This is a genomic window from Allosphingosinicella sp. (assembly GCF_046295735.1).
GTDB lineage: Bacteria > Pseudomonadota > Alphaproteobacteria > Sphingomonadales > Sphingomonadaceae > Allosphingosinicella.
This window is the reverse complement of the sequence record NZ_JBKBMQ010000003.1, coordinates 117,333-132,519: the sequence shown is the minus strand read 5'-3', so window position 1 is coordinate 132,519 and position 15,187 is coordinate 117,333. Positions and strand designations below refer to the sequence as shown.

Annotated in this window: 19 protein-coding genes and 1 tRNA gene; 11 read left to right on the top strand and 9 right to left on the bottom strand. The window is 70.3% G+C overall.

Features of this window, described 5'->3' with window-relative positions; genetic code table 11:
* Positions 1-18: 18 nt before the first annotated feature.
* The gene (locus ACK4K7_RS04465) at positions 19-189 is read left to right on the top strand and encodes a hypothetical protein (RefSeq protein WP_431864023.1); all 171 of its coding nucleotides are present in this window, start codon (positions 19-21) and stop codon (positions 187-189) included.
* Between the two features lie 60 nt (positions 190-249).
* On the opposite strand, the gene ACK4K7_RS04460 is transcribed toward ACK4K7_RS04465, so the two are convergent.
* Positions 250-324, bottom strand: a tRNA-Thr gene (locus ACK4K7_RS04460).
* A 257-nt stretch (positions 325-581) separates the two neighbouring features.
* Positions 582-2,228 carry an AbgT family transporter gene (locus ACK4K7_RS04455; protein ID WP_431864022.1) on the bottom strand — a complete coding sequence of 549 codons (1,647 nt, stop codon included), beginning with the start codon at positions 2,226-2,228 and terminating at the stop codon, positions 582-584.
* Positions 2,229-2,420: 192 nt separating this feature from the next.
* Here ACK4K7_RS04455 and ACK4K7_RS04450 point away from each other — a divergent pair, with 192 nt between their 5' ends.
* Entirely contained in the window at positions 2,421-2,678 is a 258-nt protein-coding gene (locus tag ACK4K7_RS04450; RefSeq protein ID WP_431864021.1) for an SWIB/MDM2 domain-containing protein, read from the top strand.
* Positions 2,679-2,791: 113 nt separating this feature from the next.
* On the opposite strand, the gene tatC is transcribed toward ACK4K7_RS04450, so the two are convergent.
* The 5 genes from tatC to ACK4K7_RS04425 are packed head-to-tail and all read right to left on the bottom strand — an operon-like array spanning position 2,792 to position 5,704.
* Positions 2,792-3,604 (bottom strand): twin-arginine translocase subunit TatC, encoded by an 813-nt coding sequence (tatC, locus tag ACK4K7_RS04445; protein WP_431864020.1) that lies wholly within the window; start codon positions 3,602-3,604, stop codon positions 2,792-2,794.
* A complete protein-coding gene (gene tatB / locus ACK4K7_RS04440) occupies positions 3,601-4,005 on the bottom strand; it encodes a Sec-independent protein translocase protein TatB (protein ID WP_431864019.1) in 405 nt (134 codons plus the stop codon). Before tatB ends, tatC begins: the two co-directional genes overlap by 4 nt.
* Before the next feature lie 30 nt (positions 4,006-4,035).
* Complete coding sequence (locus tag ACK4K7_RS04435) at positions 4,036-4,314, bottom strand: twin-arginine translocase TatA/TatE family subunit (protein ID WP_431864018.1); 279 nt, start codon at positions 4,312-4,314, stop codon at positions 4,036-4,038.
* A gap of 32 nt (positions 4,315-4,346) precedes the next feature.
* A complete protein-coding gene (scpB, locus tag ACK4K7_RS04430; protein ID WP_431864017.1) occupies positions 4,347-4,940 on the bottom strand; it encodes an SMC-Scp complex subunit ScpB in 594 nt (197 codons plus the stop codon).
* Positions 4,937-5,704, bottom strand: a complete 768-nt coding sequence (locus tag ACK4K7_RS04425) for a segregation and condensation protein A (protein WP_431864016.1) — start codon at positions 5,702-5,704, stop codon at positions 4,937-4,939. Before ACK4K7_RS04425 ends, scpB begins: the two co-directional genes overlap by 4 nt.
* 86 nt (positions 5,705-5,790) lie before the next feature.
* On the opposite strand from ACK4K7_RS04425, the gene ACK4K7_RS04420 reads away from it, so the two are divergent.
* Both ACK4K7_RS04420 and tilS read left to right on the top strand, forming a co-directional pair.
* A complete protein-coding gene (locus ACK4K7_RS04420; RefSeq protein ID WP_431864015.1) occupies positions 5,791-6,078 on the top strand; it encodes a hypothetical protein in 288 nt (95 codons plus the stop codon).
* A 5-nt stretch (positions 6,079-6,083) separates the two neighbouring features.
* On the top strand, positions 6,084-7,046 hold the full coding sequence (tilS, locus tag ACK4K7_RS04415; RefSeq protein ID WP_431864014.1) for a tRNA lysidine(34) synthetase TilS: 963 nt from the start codon (positions 6,084-6,086) through the stop codon (positions 7,044-7,046).
* A gap of 57 nt (positions 7,047-7,103) precedes the next feature.
* Here tilS and ftsH read toward each other — a convergent pair whose 3' ends face one another.
* Positions 7,104-9,062 carry an ATP-dependent zinc metalloprotease FtsH gene (ftsH, locus tag ACK4K7_RS04410; RefSeq protein WP_431864013.1) on the bottom strand — a complete coding sequence of 653 codons (1,959 nt, stop codon included), beginning with the start codon at positions 9,060-9,062 and terminating at the stop codon, positions 7,104-7,106.
* 174 nt (positions 9,063-9,236) lie between these two features.
* Here ftsH and ACK4K7_RS04405 point away from each other — a divergent pair, with 174 nt between their 5' ends.
* Complete coding sequence (locus tag ACK4K7_RS04405; protein ID WP_431864012.1) at positions 9,237-9,608, top strand: hypothetical protein; 372 nt, start codon at positions 9,237-9,239, stop codon at positions 9,606-9,608.
* Here ACK4K7_RS04405 and ACK4K7_RS04400 read toward each other — a convergent pair whose 3' ends face one another.
* A complete protein-coding gene (locus ACK4K7_RS04400; protein ID WP_431864011.1) occupies positions 9,609-10,754 on the bottom strand; it encodes a DUF3667 domain-containing protein in 1,146 nt (381 codons plus the stop codon).
* A gap of 6 nt (positions 10,755-10,760) precedes the next feature.
* Here ACK4K7_RS04400 and ACK4K7_RS04395 point away from each other — a divergent pair, with 6 nt between their 5' ends.
* The 6 genes from ACK4K7_RS04395 to ACK4K7_RS04370 form a co-directional block, all read left to right on the top strand.
* Complete coding sequence (locus ACK4K7_RS04395) at positions 10,761-10,997, top strand: hypothetical protein (protein WP_431864010.1); 237 nt, start codon at positions 10,761-10,763, stop codon at positions 10,995-10,997.
* A 73-nt stretch (positions 10,998-11,070) separates the two neighbouring features.
* Positions 11,071-11,709 carry a nicotinate-nucleotide adenylyltransferase gene (locus tag ACK4K7_RS04390; protein WP_431864009.1) on the top strand — a complete coding sequence of 213 codons (639 nt, stop codon included), beginning with the start codon at positions 11,071-11,073 and terminating at the stop codon, positions 11,707-11,709.
* A 13-nt stretch (positions 11,710-11,722) separates the two neighbouring features.
* On the top strand, positions 11,723-12,124 hold the full coding sequence (gene rsfS / locus ACK4K7_RS04385; RefSeq protein WP_431864008.1) for a ribosome silencing factor: 402 nt from the start codon (positions 11,723-11,725) through the stop codon (positions 12,122-12,124).
* Positions 12,125-12,127: 3 nt separating this feature from the next.
* On the top strand, positions 12,128-12,550 hold the full coding sequence (locus ACK4K7_RS04380; protein ID WP_431864007.1) for a 23S rRNA (pseudouridine(1915)-N(3))-methyltransferase RlmH: 423 nt from the start codon (positions 12,128-12,130) through the stop codon (positions 12,548-12,550).
* A 3-nt stretch (positions 12,551-12,553) separates the two neighbouring features.
* Positions 12,554-13,717: a murein hydrolase activator EnvC family protein gene (locus tag ACK4K7_RS04375; RefSeq protein WP_431864006.1), complete on the top strand. Its 1,164-nt coding sequence runs from the start codon at positions 12,554-12,556 to the stop codon at positions 13,715-13,717.
* Between the two features lie 73 nt (positions 13,718-13,790).
* Positions 13,791-15,187 (top strand): S41 family peptidase (locus ACK4K7_RS04370; protein WP_431864005.1); only part of this gene is annotated, 1,397 nt, incomplete at its 3' end.

Below are 15,187 nucleotides of genomic sequence, written 5' to 3'. Positions count from 1 at the left end.
TTTGGGGAGGCGACTCGGATGGAATCGGACCACAGATATTATGTGCGACGCGCGGCCGAGGAGCGCAGGGCCGCGATGCGCGCGGTGACGCCCGCGGCGCGGGACCGCCACCAGGAGCTGGCCGCCTTGTTCGCGACCAAGGCCGAACAGCGGCGCCAGCCCGGCGAGAGGCAGTTCGCCGCCGGTTGAGCCGGCCGCTTCGCTTCGCCGCCGGCGAGGCCGGCTTCTTCGTCATGTCCGAAGGGGCGATGGTGCTGCCGGTGAGGATTGAACTCACGACCTCAGCCTTACCAAGGATGCGCTCTACCACTGAGCTACGGCAGCATCGCCTGTCGGGGGACGCGGCGCTATGGCCATGGCTGGCGCGCAATGTCAACCCGGCTTGCGGCAGGCGGCGCCCCGCGCCTATGCGGCGGGGATGAACGGAAAGGACGAGGAACGCGCCAAGCGGCTGGCCGAGGCGCTGCGCGAAAATCTGCGCCGCCGCAAGGCGCAGGCCCGCGCGGCCCGCCCGCCGGAGGACGGCCAGGAGTGACGCGCCGCCCCTTCCCCGGGCGGGGAGGGGGCGGGCGCCAGTCTCCTTAGGGCGCGGCGGCGGGCACGGTCGTCCCGGCCGGAATGACGTAGCCGACCGGGGCGTTGGGGCCGAGCGGCAGGTCGAGGCCGACCCAGATCATCATCAGCGCCGTACCGCTGGCCAGCAGCCAGAGCGAATAAGGCAGCATCATCGCCGCCAGGCTCCCGAGGCCGAAATCCTTCTGCCAGCGCTGGCAGAAGATGAGGATCAGCGGGAAATAGACCATCAGCGGGGTGATGATGTTGGTCGCGCTGTCGCCGACGCGATAGGCGGCGGTGGTCGTTTCCGCGCTGATGCCGAGCAGCATCAGCATCGGCACCAGCACCGGCGCCATCAGCGCCCATTTCGCGCTGGCCGAGCCGACGAACAGGTTGAGCGTCGCCGAGAAGAGCACGATGAGGCCGAGCAGGATCGGCGCCGGCAGCGCGAGCTGCTCCAGCCCGTGGGCGCCGTGGACCGCGGTGATGAGGCCGAGATTCGACCAGTTGAACATCGCCACGAAATGCGCCGCCGCGAAGGCGAGGACGAGATAGTAAGCGAGGTCGCCCATCGACTGCGACATCATCCGCACCACGTCGCGATGGTCGTTGATCGATCCGGCCGCCTTGCCATAGGCCCAGGCGGTGGCGAGGAAGAGGATGAAGAAGCCGGCCACCAGCGAGCGGTAGAAGGGCGTGAGGCGCCCTTCCGGCGGCGCGTCCGGATCCATCAGCGGCGTGCCCGGTCCGACGGTGAAGAACACCCACAAAGCGACGATGGCGAGCGCGGCGAGGCCGGCGCGGCGCAGGCCCTTCTTCTGGCGGTCGGTGAGCGGGGCGTTGGGATCCTCCGCCTCGCCTTCGGCGAGCGGGGCGTCGCCGGCGGGCGCGGCGCCGGCCGAGACCGCCGCCTGCCCTTCGGCGACGTAGCGGCCGAGCCGCGGCTCGATGATCCGGTCGGTCACGTACCAGATGACCGGCAGGAAGACGAAGGTCATCGCCATGATGAAATACCAGTTGCCGGCGATGTTCGGCGTCCAGGTCGGCACGATCGCCTCGGCCGCGGCCTGGGTGATCCCGAACAGGAGGGCGTCGAGCTGGCCCGGCAGCAGGTTGGCCGAAAAGCCGCCCGACACGCCCGCGAAGGCGGCGGCGATGCCGGCGATCGGATGGCGGCCGGCGGCGGCGTAGATCACGCCGGCGAGCGGGATGAGGACGACATAGGCCGCGTCGGCGGCGAGATTGCCGATCATCGCCACCAGCGCCACGATCGGGGTGAGGAGGAATTTGGGGGCGTTGCGCACGCCCGCCCGCATCGCCGTCCCGAACAGGCCGGAGCGTTCGGCGACGCCGGCGCCGAGCATGACGACGAGGACGTAGCCCAGCGGGTGGAAATGGGTGAAGGTGGTCGGCATCTCCACCCACAGCCGCCGGATATTCTCGGCCGACAACAGGCTTTGCGCGGCGATGACGGTAGGAGCGCCGGTCGCCTCGTCCACCTCGGTCGGGTGGAGGGCGGACCAGCCGGCCAGAGCCGCGAGCAGGCTGATCACGATCAGCCCGCCGATCAGATAGAAGAAGATGAACACCGGGTCCGGCAGCTTGTTGCCGGTCCGCTCGATCCAGGCCAGCACCCCCTTGCGGGCCGGCTCCGCGGCTGTCGTCTCGCTCATCCTCTACTCCCAACGCCAGGACAATCGTGCGCGAGTAATCACGTTAACGGCGGCGAGATCAAGCCGTTCCGGTCTCGACATGAGCCGCGCCGCGCTCCCGGAGGGGCGAAGCGTCCGTTTCGGAGCCAACCCCTTATTGCATTGCCCGCGCTTTTGCGCTCTATCCGCACAAAGCCAAACAGGAGGGACTTTATGGCACAGGGTAAGCAGGACGGACTTCAGCGGCCGGTGAAGCCGTCGGGCGATCTGGCGAAGGTGACCGGCAACGATCCGCTGCCGCGCGCCCAGATCGTCAGCAAGATGTGGGATTACATCAAGAAGAACAATCTCCAGAACCCGGAGAACAAGCGCGAGATCATCGCCGACGACACGCTCCGCCCGATCTTCGGCGGCAAGGACCGCGTGTCCATGTTCGAGATGAACAAGCACATTTCGAATCACGTCAGCTGAGCCGCCGCCGGGAGGGCGCCGGGCGATCCCGCGCGACCTCCCTTCGCCGGCGACCGGCAGACACGAACGGCCTCGCTCCCTAGGGAGCGAGGCCGTTTCGCGTCGCGGAGAGATCAGGCGGCCGGCGGTGCGGCTTCGGCGGCGGATTCGCGGTTGCGGCGGCGCTCGGTGAACCAGATCGCGATCAGCGACAGTTCGTAGAGAAAGATGAGCGGCACCGCGAGCATGAACTGGGACAGGATGTCGGGCGGGGTCGCGACCGCCGCGATCACGAAGGCGCCCAGGATCGCATAGCGCCGGCCGCGCTTCAGCTGGTCGCGGGTGACGAGCCCGGCCCGCTCCAGCAGCATCAGCAGCACCGGCAGCAGGAAGGCGATCCCGAACGCCAGGATGAAGTGCATGACGAGCGTCAGATAGTCGCCGACCGCCGGCAGCGCCTCCTGCTCGATCCCGCCGATATTCCCCTGGAAATTGAGGAAGAAGCGGAACGCGGTGGGCATCACGACATAATAAGCGAGCGCGCCGCCCAGCGTGAACAGCAGCGGCGTCGCGAACAGGAAGGGGAGGAACGCCTTCTTCTCGTTGCGGTAGAGGCCGGGCGCGATGAACGCCCAGACCTGGTTGGCGATGAACGGGAAAGCGACGAAGAAGGCGGCGAAGAAGGCGACGCGGATCTCGACGAAGAAGGCTTCGTAGAGGCGGGTGTAGATCATCCGCCCCTGCCCCTCGCCGCCGAAGGCGTTGACCAGCGGCTGGGCGAGGAAGGCGAAGATGTCGTCGGCGAAATAGAAGCAGATGCCGAAGGCGACGCCGAGCGCCAGGAAGGCGCGGATCAGGCGCTTCCGAAGCTCGAGCAGATGGTCCATCAGCGGCGCCCGGCTCTGGTCGAGCCCGTCCTCCGGCGGCGCGGGAAGCGGGGCGTTCATGGCAGCTCGCGCGGCTCGGGAGCGGGCGGCGGCGGCGGGCCCTCGCGCGGAGGCGGCGCCGGAGCGGCGGCGGCGGGCGCGGGCGGCGCCAGCGCCGGCGCGGCGGGCGGCGCGGCCGGCCGGCCCCAGTCGCTCATCTCGTCGGCGGCGTCGGCGGACGCGGGCATCGGATGCTCGCGCATGATCCGCTCATTCTCCGCCTTCCACTTCTTCTCCATCTCCTCGAGCTCGGCCTCTCGCATCATCGTTTCCATGCCGGCGCGGAAGTGGCGCGCCATGCCGCGGGCCTGGCCGATCCAGTTGCCGACGGTGCGCATCACCCGGGGCAGGTCCTTGGGCCCGATCACCACCAGCGCGACGACGCAGATGATCAGCAGCTCGGTGGAAGCGATGTCGAACATGACGCCCCTGCGGCGGCGCTCCGGCCGGTTCTAGTGGCGGTCGGCGTCGGGCGACGGCGCGCGGTCGGCGCGCGTCGGCTCGGCCGCGCGCTCGTCGGCCGGGCGCACCGGCGGATGCTCGACCGTGCGGTCGCCTTCGATCCGGCGCGGCGCGGCGGTGGAGGCCTGCTCCTCCTCCGTCATGCCTTTCTTGAAGCTTTTGATGCCCTTGGCGACATCGCCCATCATCTCGGAGAAGCGGCCCTTGCCGAACAGCAGCAGGATGATGATGCCGACGACCAGCCAATGCCAGATGCTGAAGGTACCCATATGTCTTCTCCGGTGACGCGCCAGGCTCCTACCTAGTCGTCCTCGGCCTCACTTTCCAGTTCCGCCTGCCCGACGCCCAGCTGTTCGATCGCCAGATCGACCGGATCGAGCAGGCCCGCGGCCTTCAGATCGTCGATGCCGGGCAGGTCGCGCCGGCTGGCGAGGCCGAAATGCGACAGGAAATGGCCGGTGGTGGCGAAGGTGAGCGGCCGCCCCGGCACTTCGCGCCGCCCGGCGGGCCGGACCCAGCCCGCCTCCATCAGCACGTCCAGCGTGCCCTTGGAGATCTGGACGCCGCGGATCGCCTCGATCTCGGCGCGGCTGACCGGCTCGTGATAGGCGATGATCGCCAGCGTCTCGACCGCGGCGCGGCTGAGCTTGCGGCTCTCCGCCCGCTCGCGGCGCAGGACATGGGCGAGATCGGCCGCCGTCTGGAAGTGCCAGGCGCGCCCGCGCTCCACCAGCTCGACGCCGCGGCCGGCATAATGCGCCTGCAGCTCGGCCAGCGCCGCCTTCACGTCGACGCCTTCTCCCACATAAGCTTCGAGATCGGCGACGCTGAGCGGCTCCGCCGCCGCGAACAACGCCGCCTCCACCGCCCGCACCCCGTCGGAAAGCTCCCTCACGCCGCCCTCACGTAGAGGGGGGTGAAGGGGCCGGCTTGCTGGTCGAGCTCGACCCGGCCCTGGCGGGCGAGTTCGAGGGCGGCGACGAAGCTCGAGGCGAGGGCGGACTTGCGATATTCGGGGTCGGGCGTGGCGGGGAGGAAGGATTCGAGCGTCGCCCAGTCCATGCTCGCGCCGATCAGCCGCTCGATCCGCTGCAGCGCGTCCTCCAGCGTCATCACCGGGCGGCGGGAGACGATGTGCAGCGCCGGCTCGGTGCGGGCGCGCACGATGCCGTAGGCGGCGATGAGATCGTAGAGATCGACCTGCCAGGCGGCCCTGCGGACCACGCGCAGCCCCTCCGGCGCGCCGCGCAGGAAGACGTCGCGCCCGATCCGGTCGCGCGCCATCAGCCGGGCGCCGGCCTCGCGCATCGCGTTCAGCCGCTGGAGGCGGAGCTGCAGGCGTAGCGCCAGCTCCTCGGGGCTCGGATCCTGTTCCGGATCCTTGGGCAGCAGCAGGCAGGATTTGAGATAAGCGAGCCAGGCCGCCATCACCAGATAATCGGCCGCGATCTCCAGCTTCAGCTTCTTCGCGTCCTGGATGAAGGCGAGATATTGTTCGACCAGAGCCAGGATCGAGATCTTGGCGAGATCGACCTTCTGGGTGCGGGCGAGCGTCAGCAGCAGGTCGAGCGGCCCTTCCCAGCCGTCGAGATCGAGCGTCAGCCGGTCGGCCGCCGCAACGGCCGGCGCATCCTCGAAAGACTCGTCGTTCCCGCCCACGCGGCGAAGCTTAAGCCGTCCCCCCGCCCTTGTCGAAGGCTTTGAAGGGGCTTGCGTCGCGGCGGACGGGAGTGGACAGAGGCGCGATGAGGATCGCCGCGCCGCTGCTCCCGCTCGCGCTCGCCGCCTGCGCCACCGCCGTCTACCATCCGGAGAAGAGCGAGGAGGAGATGCGCGCGGACATCGACCGCTGCTCGGCCGAGGCCAAGGCGGTGTGGCAGCCCGATCCGCTGGTCACCTATGAGAACGCCCATCGCTGCCTGGAGGCGCTCGGCTATCGCCGCGACCGGCCGGGGCTGGGCGCGGGCGTGCGGCAGTCGGTCGACCGCGGACGGGCGCCGGCCGCGGCGCCCTGCCGCGTGCCCTGCAGCTGAGGCCGATGGCCGTCGCGCCGGACACGCTGGCCCGGTTCCGCGGCGACCTGGCGGTGCTCGCGGGCGGGGAACCGGAGCGGATCGGAATCGCGCTGTCGGGCGGGCCGGACAGCCTGGCGCTGCTGCTGCTCGCCGCCGCCGCCTGGCCCGGCCGGGTCGAGGCGGCGACGGTGGACCACAAGCTGAGGACGGAGAGCGCGGCCGAGGCGGGGGCCGCCGCCGCCTGCTGCGCGGCGATCGGCGTGGCGCATGCCGTGCTCGCGCCGGACTGGCCCGAGGCGCCGGCGGCCAACGTCCAGGCGGAGGCGCGGGCGGCGCGCTATGCGGCGCTCGGCCGCTGGGCGCGGGAGCGCGGCCTGGCGCTGGTCGCCACCGCTCACCATGCCGACGACCAGGCCGAAACGCTGCTGATGCGGCTGGCGCGGGGCGCGGGCATCGGCGGGCTCGCCGGCGTGCGGGCCAGGCGGGCGCTGGCGGACGGGGTGGTGCTGGTGCGGCCGCTGCTCGGCTGGCGCAAGGCGGAGCTGGTGGAGATCGTGCGCGCCGCCGGTCTCACCCCCGCCGACGATCCCAGCAACCGGGATGCGCGCTACGACCGGACGCGGGCGCGCGCGCTGCTGGCGGAGGCGAACTGGCCGGCGCCCGAGCGGCTGGCGGCGGCCGCCGCCCACCTCGCCGAAGCGGAGGAGGCGCTCGCCTGGACGGCGGAGCGGCTGTGGGAGGAACGGGTGCGGGAGGACGGCGACGGCCTTCGCCTCGCCACGGAAGGCCTGCCGCGCGAGCTGAAGCGGCGGCTGCTGGCGGCGGCACTGGCCCGGCTGGGCGCCGAAGCGCCGCCCGGCCCCAAGCTCATCCGGCTGATCGAGGCGCTGGAGCAAGGCGAGACCGGCACGCTCGCCGGCGTGCTGGCCCGGCCGGCGGGGACGGACTGGCTGCTCACCCCCGCCCCGCCGCGCACGCCGCGCTAGGGTGGAAGGCGCGGCCCGCTCTCCCCTCCCTGTTCCAGGGAGGGGGATGAGATCGCCTCAGGCGCCTTGGGGGGCGGGGCCGCCGAAGCCGCCGCGCGGGCGGCGGGTGCTGGGGATGGACGAGCCGGCGACCGGGAGCACCGGCTGCTTCGCGCCCGGATCCTCGCGGCCGATATCCTCGCCGCGGATCGCCTTCTTCGATTCCTCGCCGCTCAGCGTCTCATATTCGAGCAGGGCGTTGGCCAGCCGGTGCAGCTCGTCGAGATTGTCGGTCAGCACCTTGCGCGCGGTCGCCTCGGCTTCCTCGATCAGGCGGCGCACCTCCTCGTCGATCAGCTTGGCGGTCTCGCCGGAGATCGACTGGGTGCGGGCGACCGAATGGCCGAGGAACACCTCGTCCTGATTGTCGCGGTAGCGCAGCCAGCCGAGCTTTTCCGACATGCCATATTCCATCACCATCGCGCGGGCCATGTCGGTGGCCTGCTGGATGTCGTTGGAGGCGCCGGTGTTGAGCTCGTCCTCGCCGTAGATCAGCTGCTCGGCGATGCGGCCGCCGAAGCAGAGCGCGAGCCGCGCCTTCATCTGCTTCATCGACATCGAGTAGCGGTCGCGCTCCGGCAGGTTCCAGGTGACGCCCAGCGCACGGCCGCGCGGAATGATGGTCACCTTGTGCAGCGGATCGCAGCCGGGGACGTGGAGCGAGACGAGGGCGTGGCCGGCCTCGTGATAGGCGGTCGCCTTCTTCTCGTCCTCGGTCATGACCATGGACTTCCTCTCGGCGCCCATCATCACCTTGTCCTTGGCCTCCTCGAACTCCTTCATCGCGACGAGGCGCTTGCCCTTGCGGGCCGCCATCAGCGCCGCCTCGTTGACGAGATTGGCGAGGTCCGCGCCGGAAAAGCCGGGCGTGCCGCGGGCGATGGTGCGCGCGTCGACGTCGGGCGCGAGCGGCACCTTCTTCATGTGGACGGCGAGGATCTTCTCGCGGCCCTCGATGTCGGGGCGCGGCACCACGACCTGGCGGTCGAAGCGGCCGGGGCGCAGCAGCGCCGGATCGAGCACGTCGGGGCGGTTGGTGGCGGCGATGATGATGATGCCTTCGTTCGCCTCGAAACCGTCCATCTCGACGAGCAGCTGGTTCAGCGTCTGCTCGCGCTCGTCATTGCCGTTGCCGAGGCCCGCGCCGCGATGGCGGCCGACCGCGTCGATCTCGTCGATGAAGACGATGCAGGGCGCGTTCTTCTTCGCCTGCTCGAACATGTCGCGCACCCGGCTCGCGCCGACGCCGACGAACATCTCGACGAAGTCGGAGCCCGAAATGGTGAAGAAGGGCACGTTCGCCTCGCCGGCGATGGCGCGGGCGAGCAGGGTCTTGCCGGTGCCGGGCGAGCCGACCAGCAGCGCGCCCTTCGGGATCTTGCCGCCCAGCCGCGCGAACTTGGTCGGGTCCTTCAGGAAATCGACGATCTCCTGCAGCTCCTCGCGCGCCTCGTCGATGCCGGCGACGTCGTCGAAGGTGACGCGGCCGTGCTTCTCGGTCAGCATCTTGGCCTTGGACTTGCCGAAGCCCATCGCGCCCGAGCCCGCATTCTTCTGCATCTGGCGCATCACGAAGAAGGCGATGCCGAGGATGAGGAGGAAGGGCAAAGACTGGTAGAGGAGGATCAGCCAGACGCTGGTCGTCTGCTCCGGCTCGCCGCTGAACTCCACGCCGCGCTCGCGCAGGCGGTTGGTGAGCTCGGGATCGGGCACGGTGTGGGTGCGGAAGGTCTCGCCGCTGGTGAGGCGGCCGGAAATCACGTCCTTGCCGATCGCGACCTGCTTCACCTGGCCTTCCTCGACCCGGTTCAGGAATTGCGAATAAGTGAGGCCGTCGGTCGCATTGGTGCGCCCGCCGTCCACCATCTGCACGAACAGGACGAGCCCCAGGAGGATGCCGGCCCAGATGAGAAGACTCTTCATCCAGGGGTTGGGCTGCTGCGGTTCCTGCTTGGGATCCCTGCCGTTGTCGCTCATAGCTTCCGTCTCACTCCGTCTCCCCGCCTAGATAGGCGATCGGGGCGCAATGACAATGTAGGCGAAAGTCCTGAACCGCGGCTTACGGAAAGGGCGGAATCGGCTGGCCGCATTCAAGCGCCGTTCAGGCGGCGAACCGCCAATTCCGGCGCTCGTTCGGGGAGGGGATGTTCGATGAAGAAGCTGCTGTTCGGCGCGATGCTGGTGGTGCTGCCGGTGACGGCGCTCCACGCGATGACGGTCGCGACCTTTCTGCAGAAGGCCGAGGCGCTGGAGAAACGCGGCGCGACCGCTCTGTTCTCGAGCGACCTGCGCCTGTTGAAGCGGGAAGTGGAAGGCGCGACCAAGTCGCTGAAGGAGGAGCGGCTGGCGGCCGAGCGCGCCGGCCGGCGCGGCGCCTATTGCCCGCCGCAGCAGGGCGGATCGATGAACTCGCGCGAGCTGCTCGACCATTTTCGCGCCATCCCGGCGCCGCAGCGCGAGCGCACCGAGGTGAAGGACGCGATGCGCAGCCTGCTCGCCCGCAAATTCCCCTGCCCCGCCTGATCAGGCGAAGGCGCCCATCGTCACCAGCAGCAGCAGGAATGCGGTGAGCGCGACGCTCGCGAAGGCGATCAGGAAGACGGTGCGCCACAGCGCGCTGAAGCGGCCGAGGCCGTAGGTGCCGCGCAATTGCTTGTACATGTGGATGGGCGGGATGAAGGTGAGCGCCAGCGCCGCCACGCCCGGGCTGAGGCCGAGCGGGCGCAGCAGGCTCACCGTCACCAGCAGCAGGCTCATGAAGGCGATCGAATAGGTGACGAACACTGTGTGGTCGTAGACCCGGTGGCCGCGCCGCCACAGGAAGAGCAGCCAAACGAACGGCACCGACAGCGGAATGAGCGCCCAGGAGAATTTATAGGCGTTCGCCTGCACCTTGTAGAGGAGCAGCGAAGGATTTTCGTTGGCCTTGGCGATGGCGGCATCGAGCCTGGCATTGCCGGTCTCGAAGCCGATCGCGCGGAAGCCCTCGTCGCCCGCTGAGGGGCCGGTCGGAATGTCGCGCGACGGATCGAAGGCGCGCGCCGTGGCGACGATCACCTGCCGCGCCTGCCGCCCGTCGGCGAGACGGCGGTCAAGGTCCTCGACCGGTTCGCCCGCGGCGACGCGCCGCTCGCGCTCGGCCTGGAGTTCGACGATCTGCCGGTCGATGGCGGCGAGTTCGGTGCGCATCTCCTCCGACGCCTGGCCGGCTTCGTCGCTGAAGGAGAAGGGGCCGCCGACCATGCTGAACACGGCGAACATCAGGAAGACGGAGAAGAGGAACATCGCGATCGGCGAGACGAAGCTCGCGCGCTGCCCGTCGATGTAGCGCCGCGTGAGCTCGCCCGGCCGGAAGGCGAGCTTCGGCAGGGTGCGCCACACCTTGCCGTCGAGATGGAGGACGCCGTGCGCGATGTCGTGCCACCAGGCGGCGACGGAGCGGTGGACATGGCCGGACTGGCCGCAGCGATGGCAATAATCGCCGACGAGAATGGTGGAGCAATTGAGACAGGCGGCGCCGGATGCCTCCCCGCCGCCCGTCGCGTCGGCCCCGGCGCCGGTCGCGGGTTCCACCGCCCGCGCCGCCAGAGCGCCCGTCATCACCTCCCCGACCCCGTCGATCCCCATCGCCGCCGTCCCGTTGAACCCCCGACCCGCCTGCCTTATCATAGCGTGATGGGAAAGCCGAAGACCATCTCCGCCGGCCATGGAGAAGAGGCGGGGGACCTGCCCGGCTATGTCCCTCCCGACGCCGAGGGGCGTGAACTGCTCCGCGCACAGAGCGAATATGCCGCGGCCCTCCGCGCATTTGTTCAGATCGGCATCGATGCCGCGGACAGGGGTGATCTAATCAGCCATGAACAGGTGATGGCGGACCTCAAGAAGCGCTTCGGCGGCAAGGACGCCGTTTGAAGCTGGTCAGCGCGCCGCCCGCCAAACGGGACACCCATCCCCCCGACGACCGACAGGATCGGACCGGCCGGACATGAACCGTGTCGGCCTCCTCGGCGGGTCGTTCAATCCGGCGCATCGCGGGCATCGGCGGATCAGCCTCGCGGCCATGCGCGCGCTGGGGCTGGACGAGGTGTGGTGGCTGGTGTCGCCGGGCAATCCGCTGAAACCGGCCGCAGGCATGGCGCCGCTGCCCGCCCGCTTCGCCTCGGCGCGCCGGGCCGCGCGCGGGGCGCCGATCCGGGTCACCGCCGTCGAGCGCGATCTCGGCACCCGCTACACCGCCGATACGCTGCGCGCGCTGAGGCGCCGCTGGCCGGACCGCGACTTCGTCTGGCTGATGGGCGCCGACAATCTCGCGCAATTCCATCTGTGGCGCGACTGGCGCGGCATCGCGGCGACGGTTCCGATTGCCGTGATCGGCCGGCCGGGATATGATGGCCCCGCCCTGGCGGCGCCCGCCATGGGCTGGCTGCGTCGCTTCGTCCGGCCCGCGGCCATGGCGCGCTCATGGACGAAGTGGAGACTGCCGGCACTCGTGCTGCTTCAACTGCCGTCCGATCCGACATCCGCCACCGGCATCCGCGCCGCCGCGCCCGACTGGCACCAATCACCCCTTCGTTCGTTCAACCCGAGGGCGCTCCGCGACGGCGTGACGCGGCGGCCCGTGTAAACAAGGAGGCACATTGCCCGTACCCCAACCCGCTCCGCATCAGGACGGAGCCCCAGCCCCGGTCGAGGCGCTTCACGACCTCGTCCTCCGCTCCCTCGACGACGACCAGGCGGTCGATGTCGTATCGATCCCGCTGACCGGCAAATCGAGCATCGCCGATCATATGGTGATCGCCAGCGGCCGATCGTCCCGTCAGGTCGCCTCCATGGCCCAGAAGCTGACCGAACGGATCAAGCGCGAACTCGGCCGCAACGTGCGGATCGAGGGGCTTCCGGTCGCCGACTGGGTGCTGATCGACGCCGAGGATGTGATCGTCCACCTGTTCCGGCCGGAAGTGCGCAGCTTCTACAATCTGGAGCGGATGTGGGCGTTCGAGGAGAGCGGCGGCCCGTCGCCGGTCCCGACCAGCCACTGAGCCTTGCTCCTCCACATCGTCGCGCGCGGCAAGATCGGCCGCGGCCCGGAGGCCGAGCTGGTGGAGCGCTATCTGCGCCGCATCGCCTGGCCGGTGAAGGTGACCGAGCTTCCGGAAAGCGGCGGACGCGTGCCGCCGCCCGCGGACCAGTCGGTCACCGTCCTTCTCGATGAGAAAGGCGCGCAGCTCGGATCGGTGGAGTTCGCCCGCCATCTGGAGCGCTGGCGCGACGCCGGGCGGCGCGAGGCGCGTTTCCTGATCGGCGGCGCCGACGGCTTCGGCGAGGCCGAACGGGCGTCGGCAGACCTGCTGCTCGCCTTCGGCAAGGCGACCTGGCCGCACCTCCTCGCCCGCGCCATGCTCGCCGAACAATTGTTCCGCGCCACCTCCATCCTTGCGAACCACCCCTATCATAGGGAAGGATGAGCCATGCGCCGCATCCTTCTCAGCCTCTGTCTCGCCGCCACCGTCGGAGGCGGCCTCGCCTGGGCGCAGCCGGGCGGCGGGGGCGAGGCGGCGGAGCTGCGCCGCGCCAAGGCGGAGGCGGAGGAAGCGACCCGCCGCTCGGAGGAGCTGGAGCGGCAGGCGGCCGGTGCGACCGACGCCGCCGCCCGCGCCCGCGCCGAGGCGGAGGCGCTCGCCGCGCGGATCGAGGCGGCCGAAGCGGAGATCACCGCCGCCGAGACGCGGGTGCGGATGATCGAGGCGCTGCAGGCCGAACAGCGCGCCCGGCTGGCCGAGCGGCAGGCGCCGGTGGTGCGGCTCACCGCCGCGCTCCAGACCATGGCCCGGCGGCCGCCGGCGCTGGCGCTGGTCCAGCCCGGTTCGATCGAGGACGTGGTCCATGTCCGCTCGCTGCTCGCCTCCACCCTGCCGGTGATCGAGAAGCGCACCGAGGCGCTGCGCCGCGAGGTCGCGGCCGGCAACCGGCTCGCCGAGCAGGCGCGGGTCGCCTATGCGGCGCTGGTCGACAGCCGCGCGACCTTGCAGCAGCGGCGGGCCGATCTCGCCCGGCTGGAAGCCACGCAGCGCGAGCGGTCCCGCGACCTCGCCGAATCCGCCTTGTTCGAATCGGACCGCGCGCTGGCGCTGGGCGAGGAGGCGCGCGCGCTCGACCGGCTGGTGCGGACCCGCGAATTCCAGGCGCGGCTCGCCGGCCAGCTGGCCGAGCTTCCCGGTCCGCTGCCCCGCCCCGGCGATCCGCCGCCGCGCGCGGAGCAGGGGCCGCGCTATCTCCTCCCGGTCGAAGGGCGGCTGGTCGCCGGCGTCGGCGAGATATCGGACGCGGGCGTCCATTCGCGCGGCCTCACCTTCGAGACCGCGCCCGGCGCGCGGGTGGTCGCGCCCGCGGCCGGACGGATCGCTTATGCGGGCGCCTTCCGGGGATATGGCCAGGTGGTGATCATCGACCATGGCCGCGGCTATGCCACCGTGCTCACCGATCTCGGCGAGAGCGAGGTCGTCGCCGGGCAGACGGTGGGCCGCGGCGCGCCGCTCGGCCGGGCCGCGGGCGAGGGGCGGCCGCGCGTGTCGCTGGAGCTGCGCCGCGGGGGCCGGCCGGTGCCGGTCGCCGCGCTCGTCGAACGGAGTTGAACGTTCATCGGACGTTGCTTTTCGCCGCGCTAAAAAGAGGGTAAAGCGGCCGCGTGCCTTCCAAGGATAGATGATGCCCAAAAATCTCGTTCGTTCGCTGGGACTTGTCAGCGCGATTGCGATGGTTCCGATGGCCACGGCGGCGATGGCGCAGGTCGACGTGTCGACCTATCGCGAGGTGCGCCAGTTCCTCGCCGTGTTCGAGCGGGTGCGCGCCGAATATGTCGACCAGGTCGACGACGCGACTTTGATGCGCGGCGCGATCGACGGCATGCTGTCCAGCCTCGACCCGCATTCCTCCTATCTCGACGAACGCAACTTCCGCACGTTGATGTCGACCACCGACGGCAATTATGGCGGCCTGGGGCTCAGCGTCACGATCGAGGACGGGGCGGTGAAGGTGATCGCCCCGACCAAGGACACGCCGGCCGACCGCGCCGGCATCAAGGCGGGCGACTATATCACCCATCTCGACGGGCGGCTGATCTACGGCGGCACGCTCGACGAGGCGGTGGAACAGATGCGCGGCCAGCCGGGCACGTCGATCCGCCTCACCATCGTGCGCCCCGGCCGCGACCGGCCGTTCGACGTCACGCTGACCCGCGCCGTCATCGACCTTCAGGCGGTGAAGTGGGAAGTGAAGGACCGGGTCGGCATCATCAACGTCGTCACCTTCAACCGCACCACCACCGATATGGTCCGCCAGGCGATCGCCGACATCGACCGGCAGGTCGGCGGCAAGCCGCTCGGCTATGTGCTCGACATGCGCTCCAACCCCGGCGGCCTGCTCGACCAGGCGGTGAGCCTCACCGATCTGTTCCTCGAGCGGGGCGAGGTGGTGTCGCAGCGCGGCCGCAAGCGCACCGACATCGAACGCTATTATGCCCGCCCCGGCGACGCCGCGAAGGGCTTGCCGGTTGTGGTGCTGGTCGATGCCGGCAGCGCCTCGGCCGCCGAGATCGTCGCCGGCGCGCTTCAGGACCATCGCCGCGCGGTGGTGATGGGCGACCGCACCTTCGGCAAGGGATCGGTGCAGACGCTGATCCCGCTCGGCCGCGGTGAAGCGGCCATCCGGCTGACCACCGCCCGCTATTACACCCCGTCCGGCAAGTCGGTGCAGGAAGGCGGCATCACGCCCGACATCATGGTGCCGCAGATTTCGGACCCGGATTACCGCACCCGCACCCGCATCCGCGAATCGGACCTGCGCCGCCACCTCGTGAACGAGGCGGCGGTGGGCGAGGACGTGCTGCAGGACGACGGCCGCCCGGATCCGCGCTTCGCCGCCACGCCCGAGGAGCTGAAGGCGCGCGGGATCGAGGACTTCCAGCTCCATTACGCGCTGCAGACGATCGCCCGGCTCGGCAACGTCCGTCAGGTCGAGGCGCGGCCGGCCGCGCCAGACACCTCCACCGGACCGCGCTTCCCAAAAACCCGGGGAGGAAGAACCACGCCCGCCCCCCAAAACTC

What these genes read in the sequence shown, in the direction of transcription:
- ACK4K7_RS04465 (WP_431864023.1), top strand. Translation starts at nt 19, where the DNA reads ATGGAATCGGACCACAGATATTATGTGCGACGCGCGGCCGAGGAGCGC.
- ACK4K7_RS04455 (WP_431864022.1), bottom strand. Translation starts at nt 2,228, where the DNA reads ATGAGCGAGACGACAGCCGCGGAGCCGGCCCGCAAGGGGGTGCTGGCC.
- ACK4K7_RS04450 (WP_431864021.1), top strand. Translation starts at nt 2,421, where the DNA reads ATGGCACAGGGTAAGCAGGACGGACTTCAGCGGCCGGTGAAGCCGTCG.
- tatC (WP_431864020.1), bottom strand. Translation starts at nt 3,604, where the DNA reads ATGAACGCCCCGCTTCCCGCGCCGCCGGAGGACGGGCTCGACCAGAGC.
- tatB (WP_431864019.1), bottom strand. Translation starts at nt 4,005, where the DNA reads ATGTTCGACATCGCTTCCACCGAGCTGCTGATCATCTGCGTCGTCGCG.
- ACK4K7_RS04435 (WP_431864018.1), bottom strand. Translation starts at nt 4,314, where the DNA reads ATGGGTACCTTCAGCATCTGGCATTGGCTGGTCGTCGGCATCATCATC.
- ACK4K7_RS04420 (WP_431864015.1), top strand. Translation starts at nt 5,791, where the DNA reads ATGAGGATCGCCGCGCCGCTGCTCCCGCTCGCGCTCGCCGCCTGCGCC.
- tilS (WP_431864014.1), top strand. Translation starts at nt 6,084, where the DNA reads ATGGCCGTCGCGCCGGACACGCTGGCCCGGTTCCGCGGCGACCTGGCG.
- ftsH (WP_431864013.1), bottom strand. Translation starts at nt 9,062, where the DNA reads ATGAGCGACAACGGCAGGGATCCCAAGCAGGAACCGCAGCAGCCCAAC.
- ACK4K7_RS04405 (WP_431864012.1), top strand. Translation starts at nt 9,237, where the DNA reads ATGAAGAAGCTGCTGTTCGGCGCGATGCTGGTGGTGCTGCCGGTGACG.
- ACK4K7_RS04400 (WP_431864011.1), bottom strand. Translation starts at nt 10,754, where the DNA reads ATGATAAGGCAGGCGGGTCGGGGGTTCAACGGGACGGCGGCGATGGGG.
- ACK4K7_RS04395 (WP_431864010.1), top strand. Translation starts at nt 10,761, where the DNA reads ATGGGAAAGCCGAAGACCATCTCCGCCGGCCATGGAGAAGAGGCGGGG.
- ACK4K7_RS04390 (WP_431864009.1), top strand. Translation starts at nt 11,071, where the DNA reads ATGAACCGTGTCGGCCTCCTCGGCGGGTCGTTCAATCCGGCGCATCGC.
- ACK4K7_RS04375 (WP_431864006.1), top strand. Translation starts at nt 12,554, where the DNA reads ATGCGCCGCATCCTTCTCAGCCTCTGTCTCGCCGCCACCGTCGGAGGC.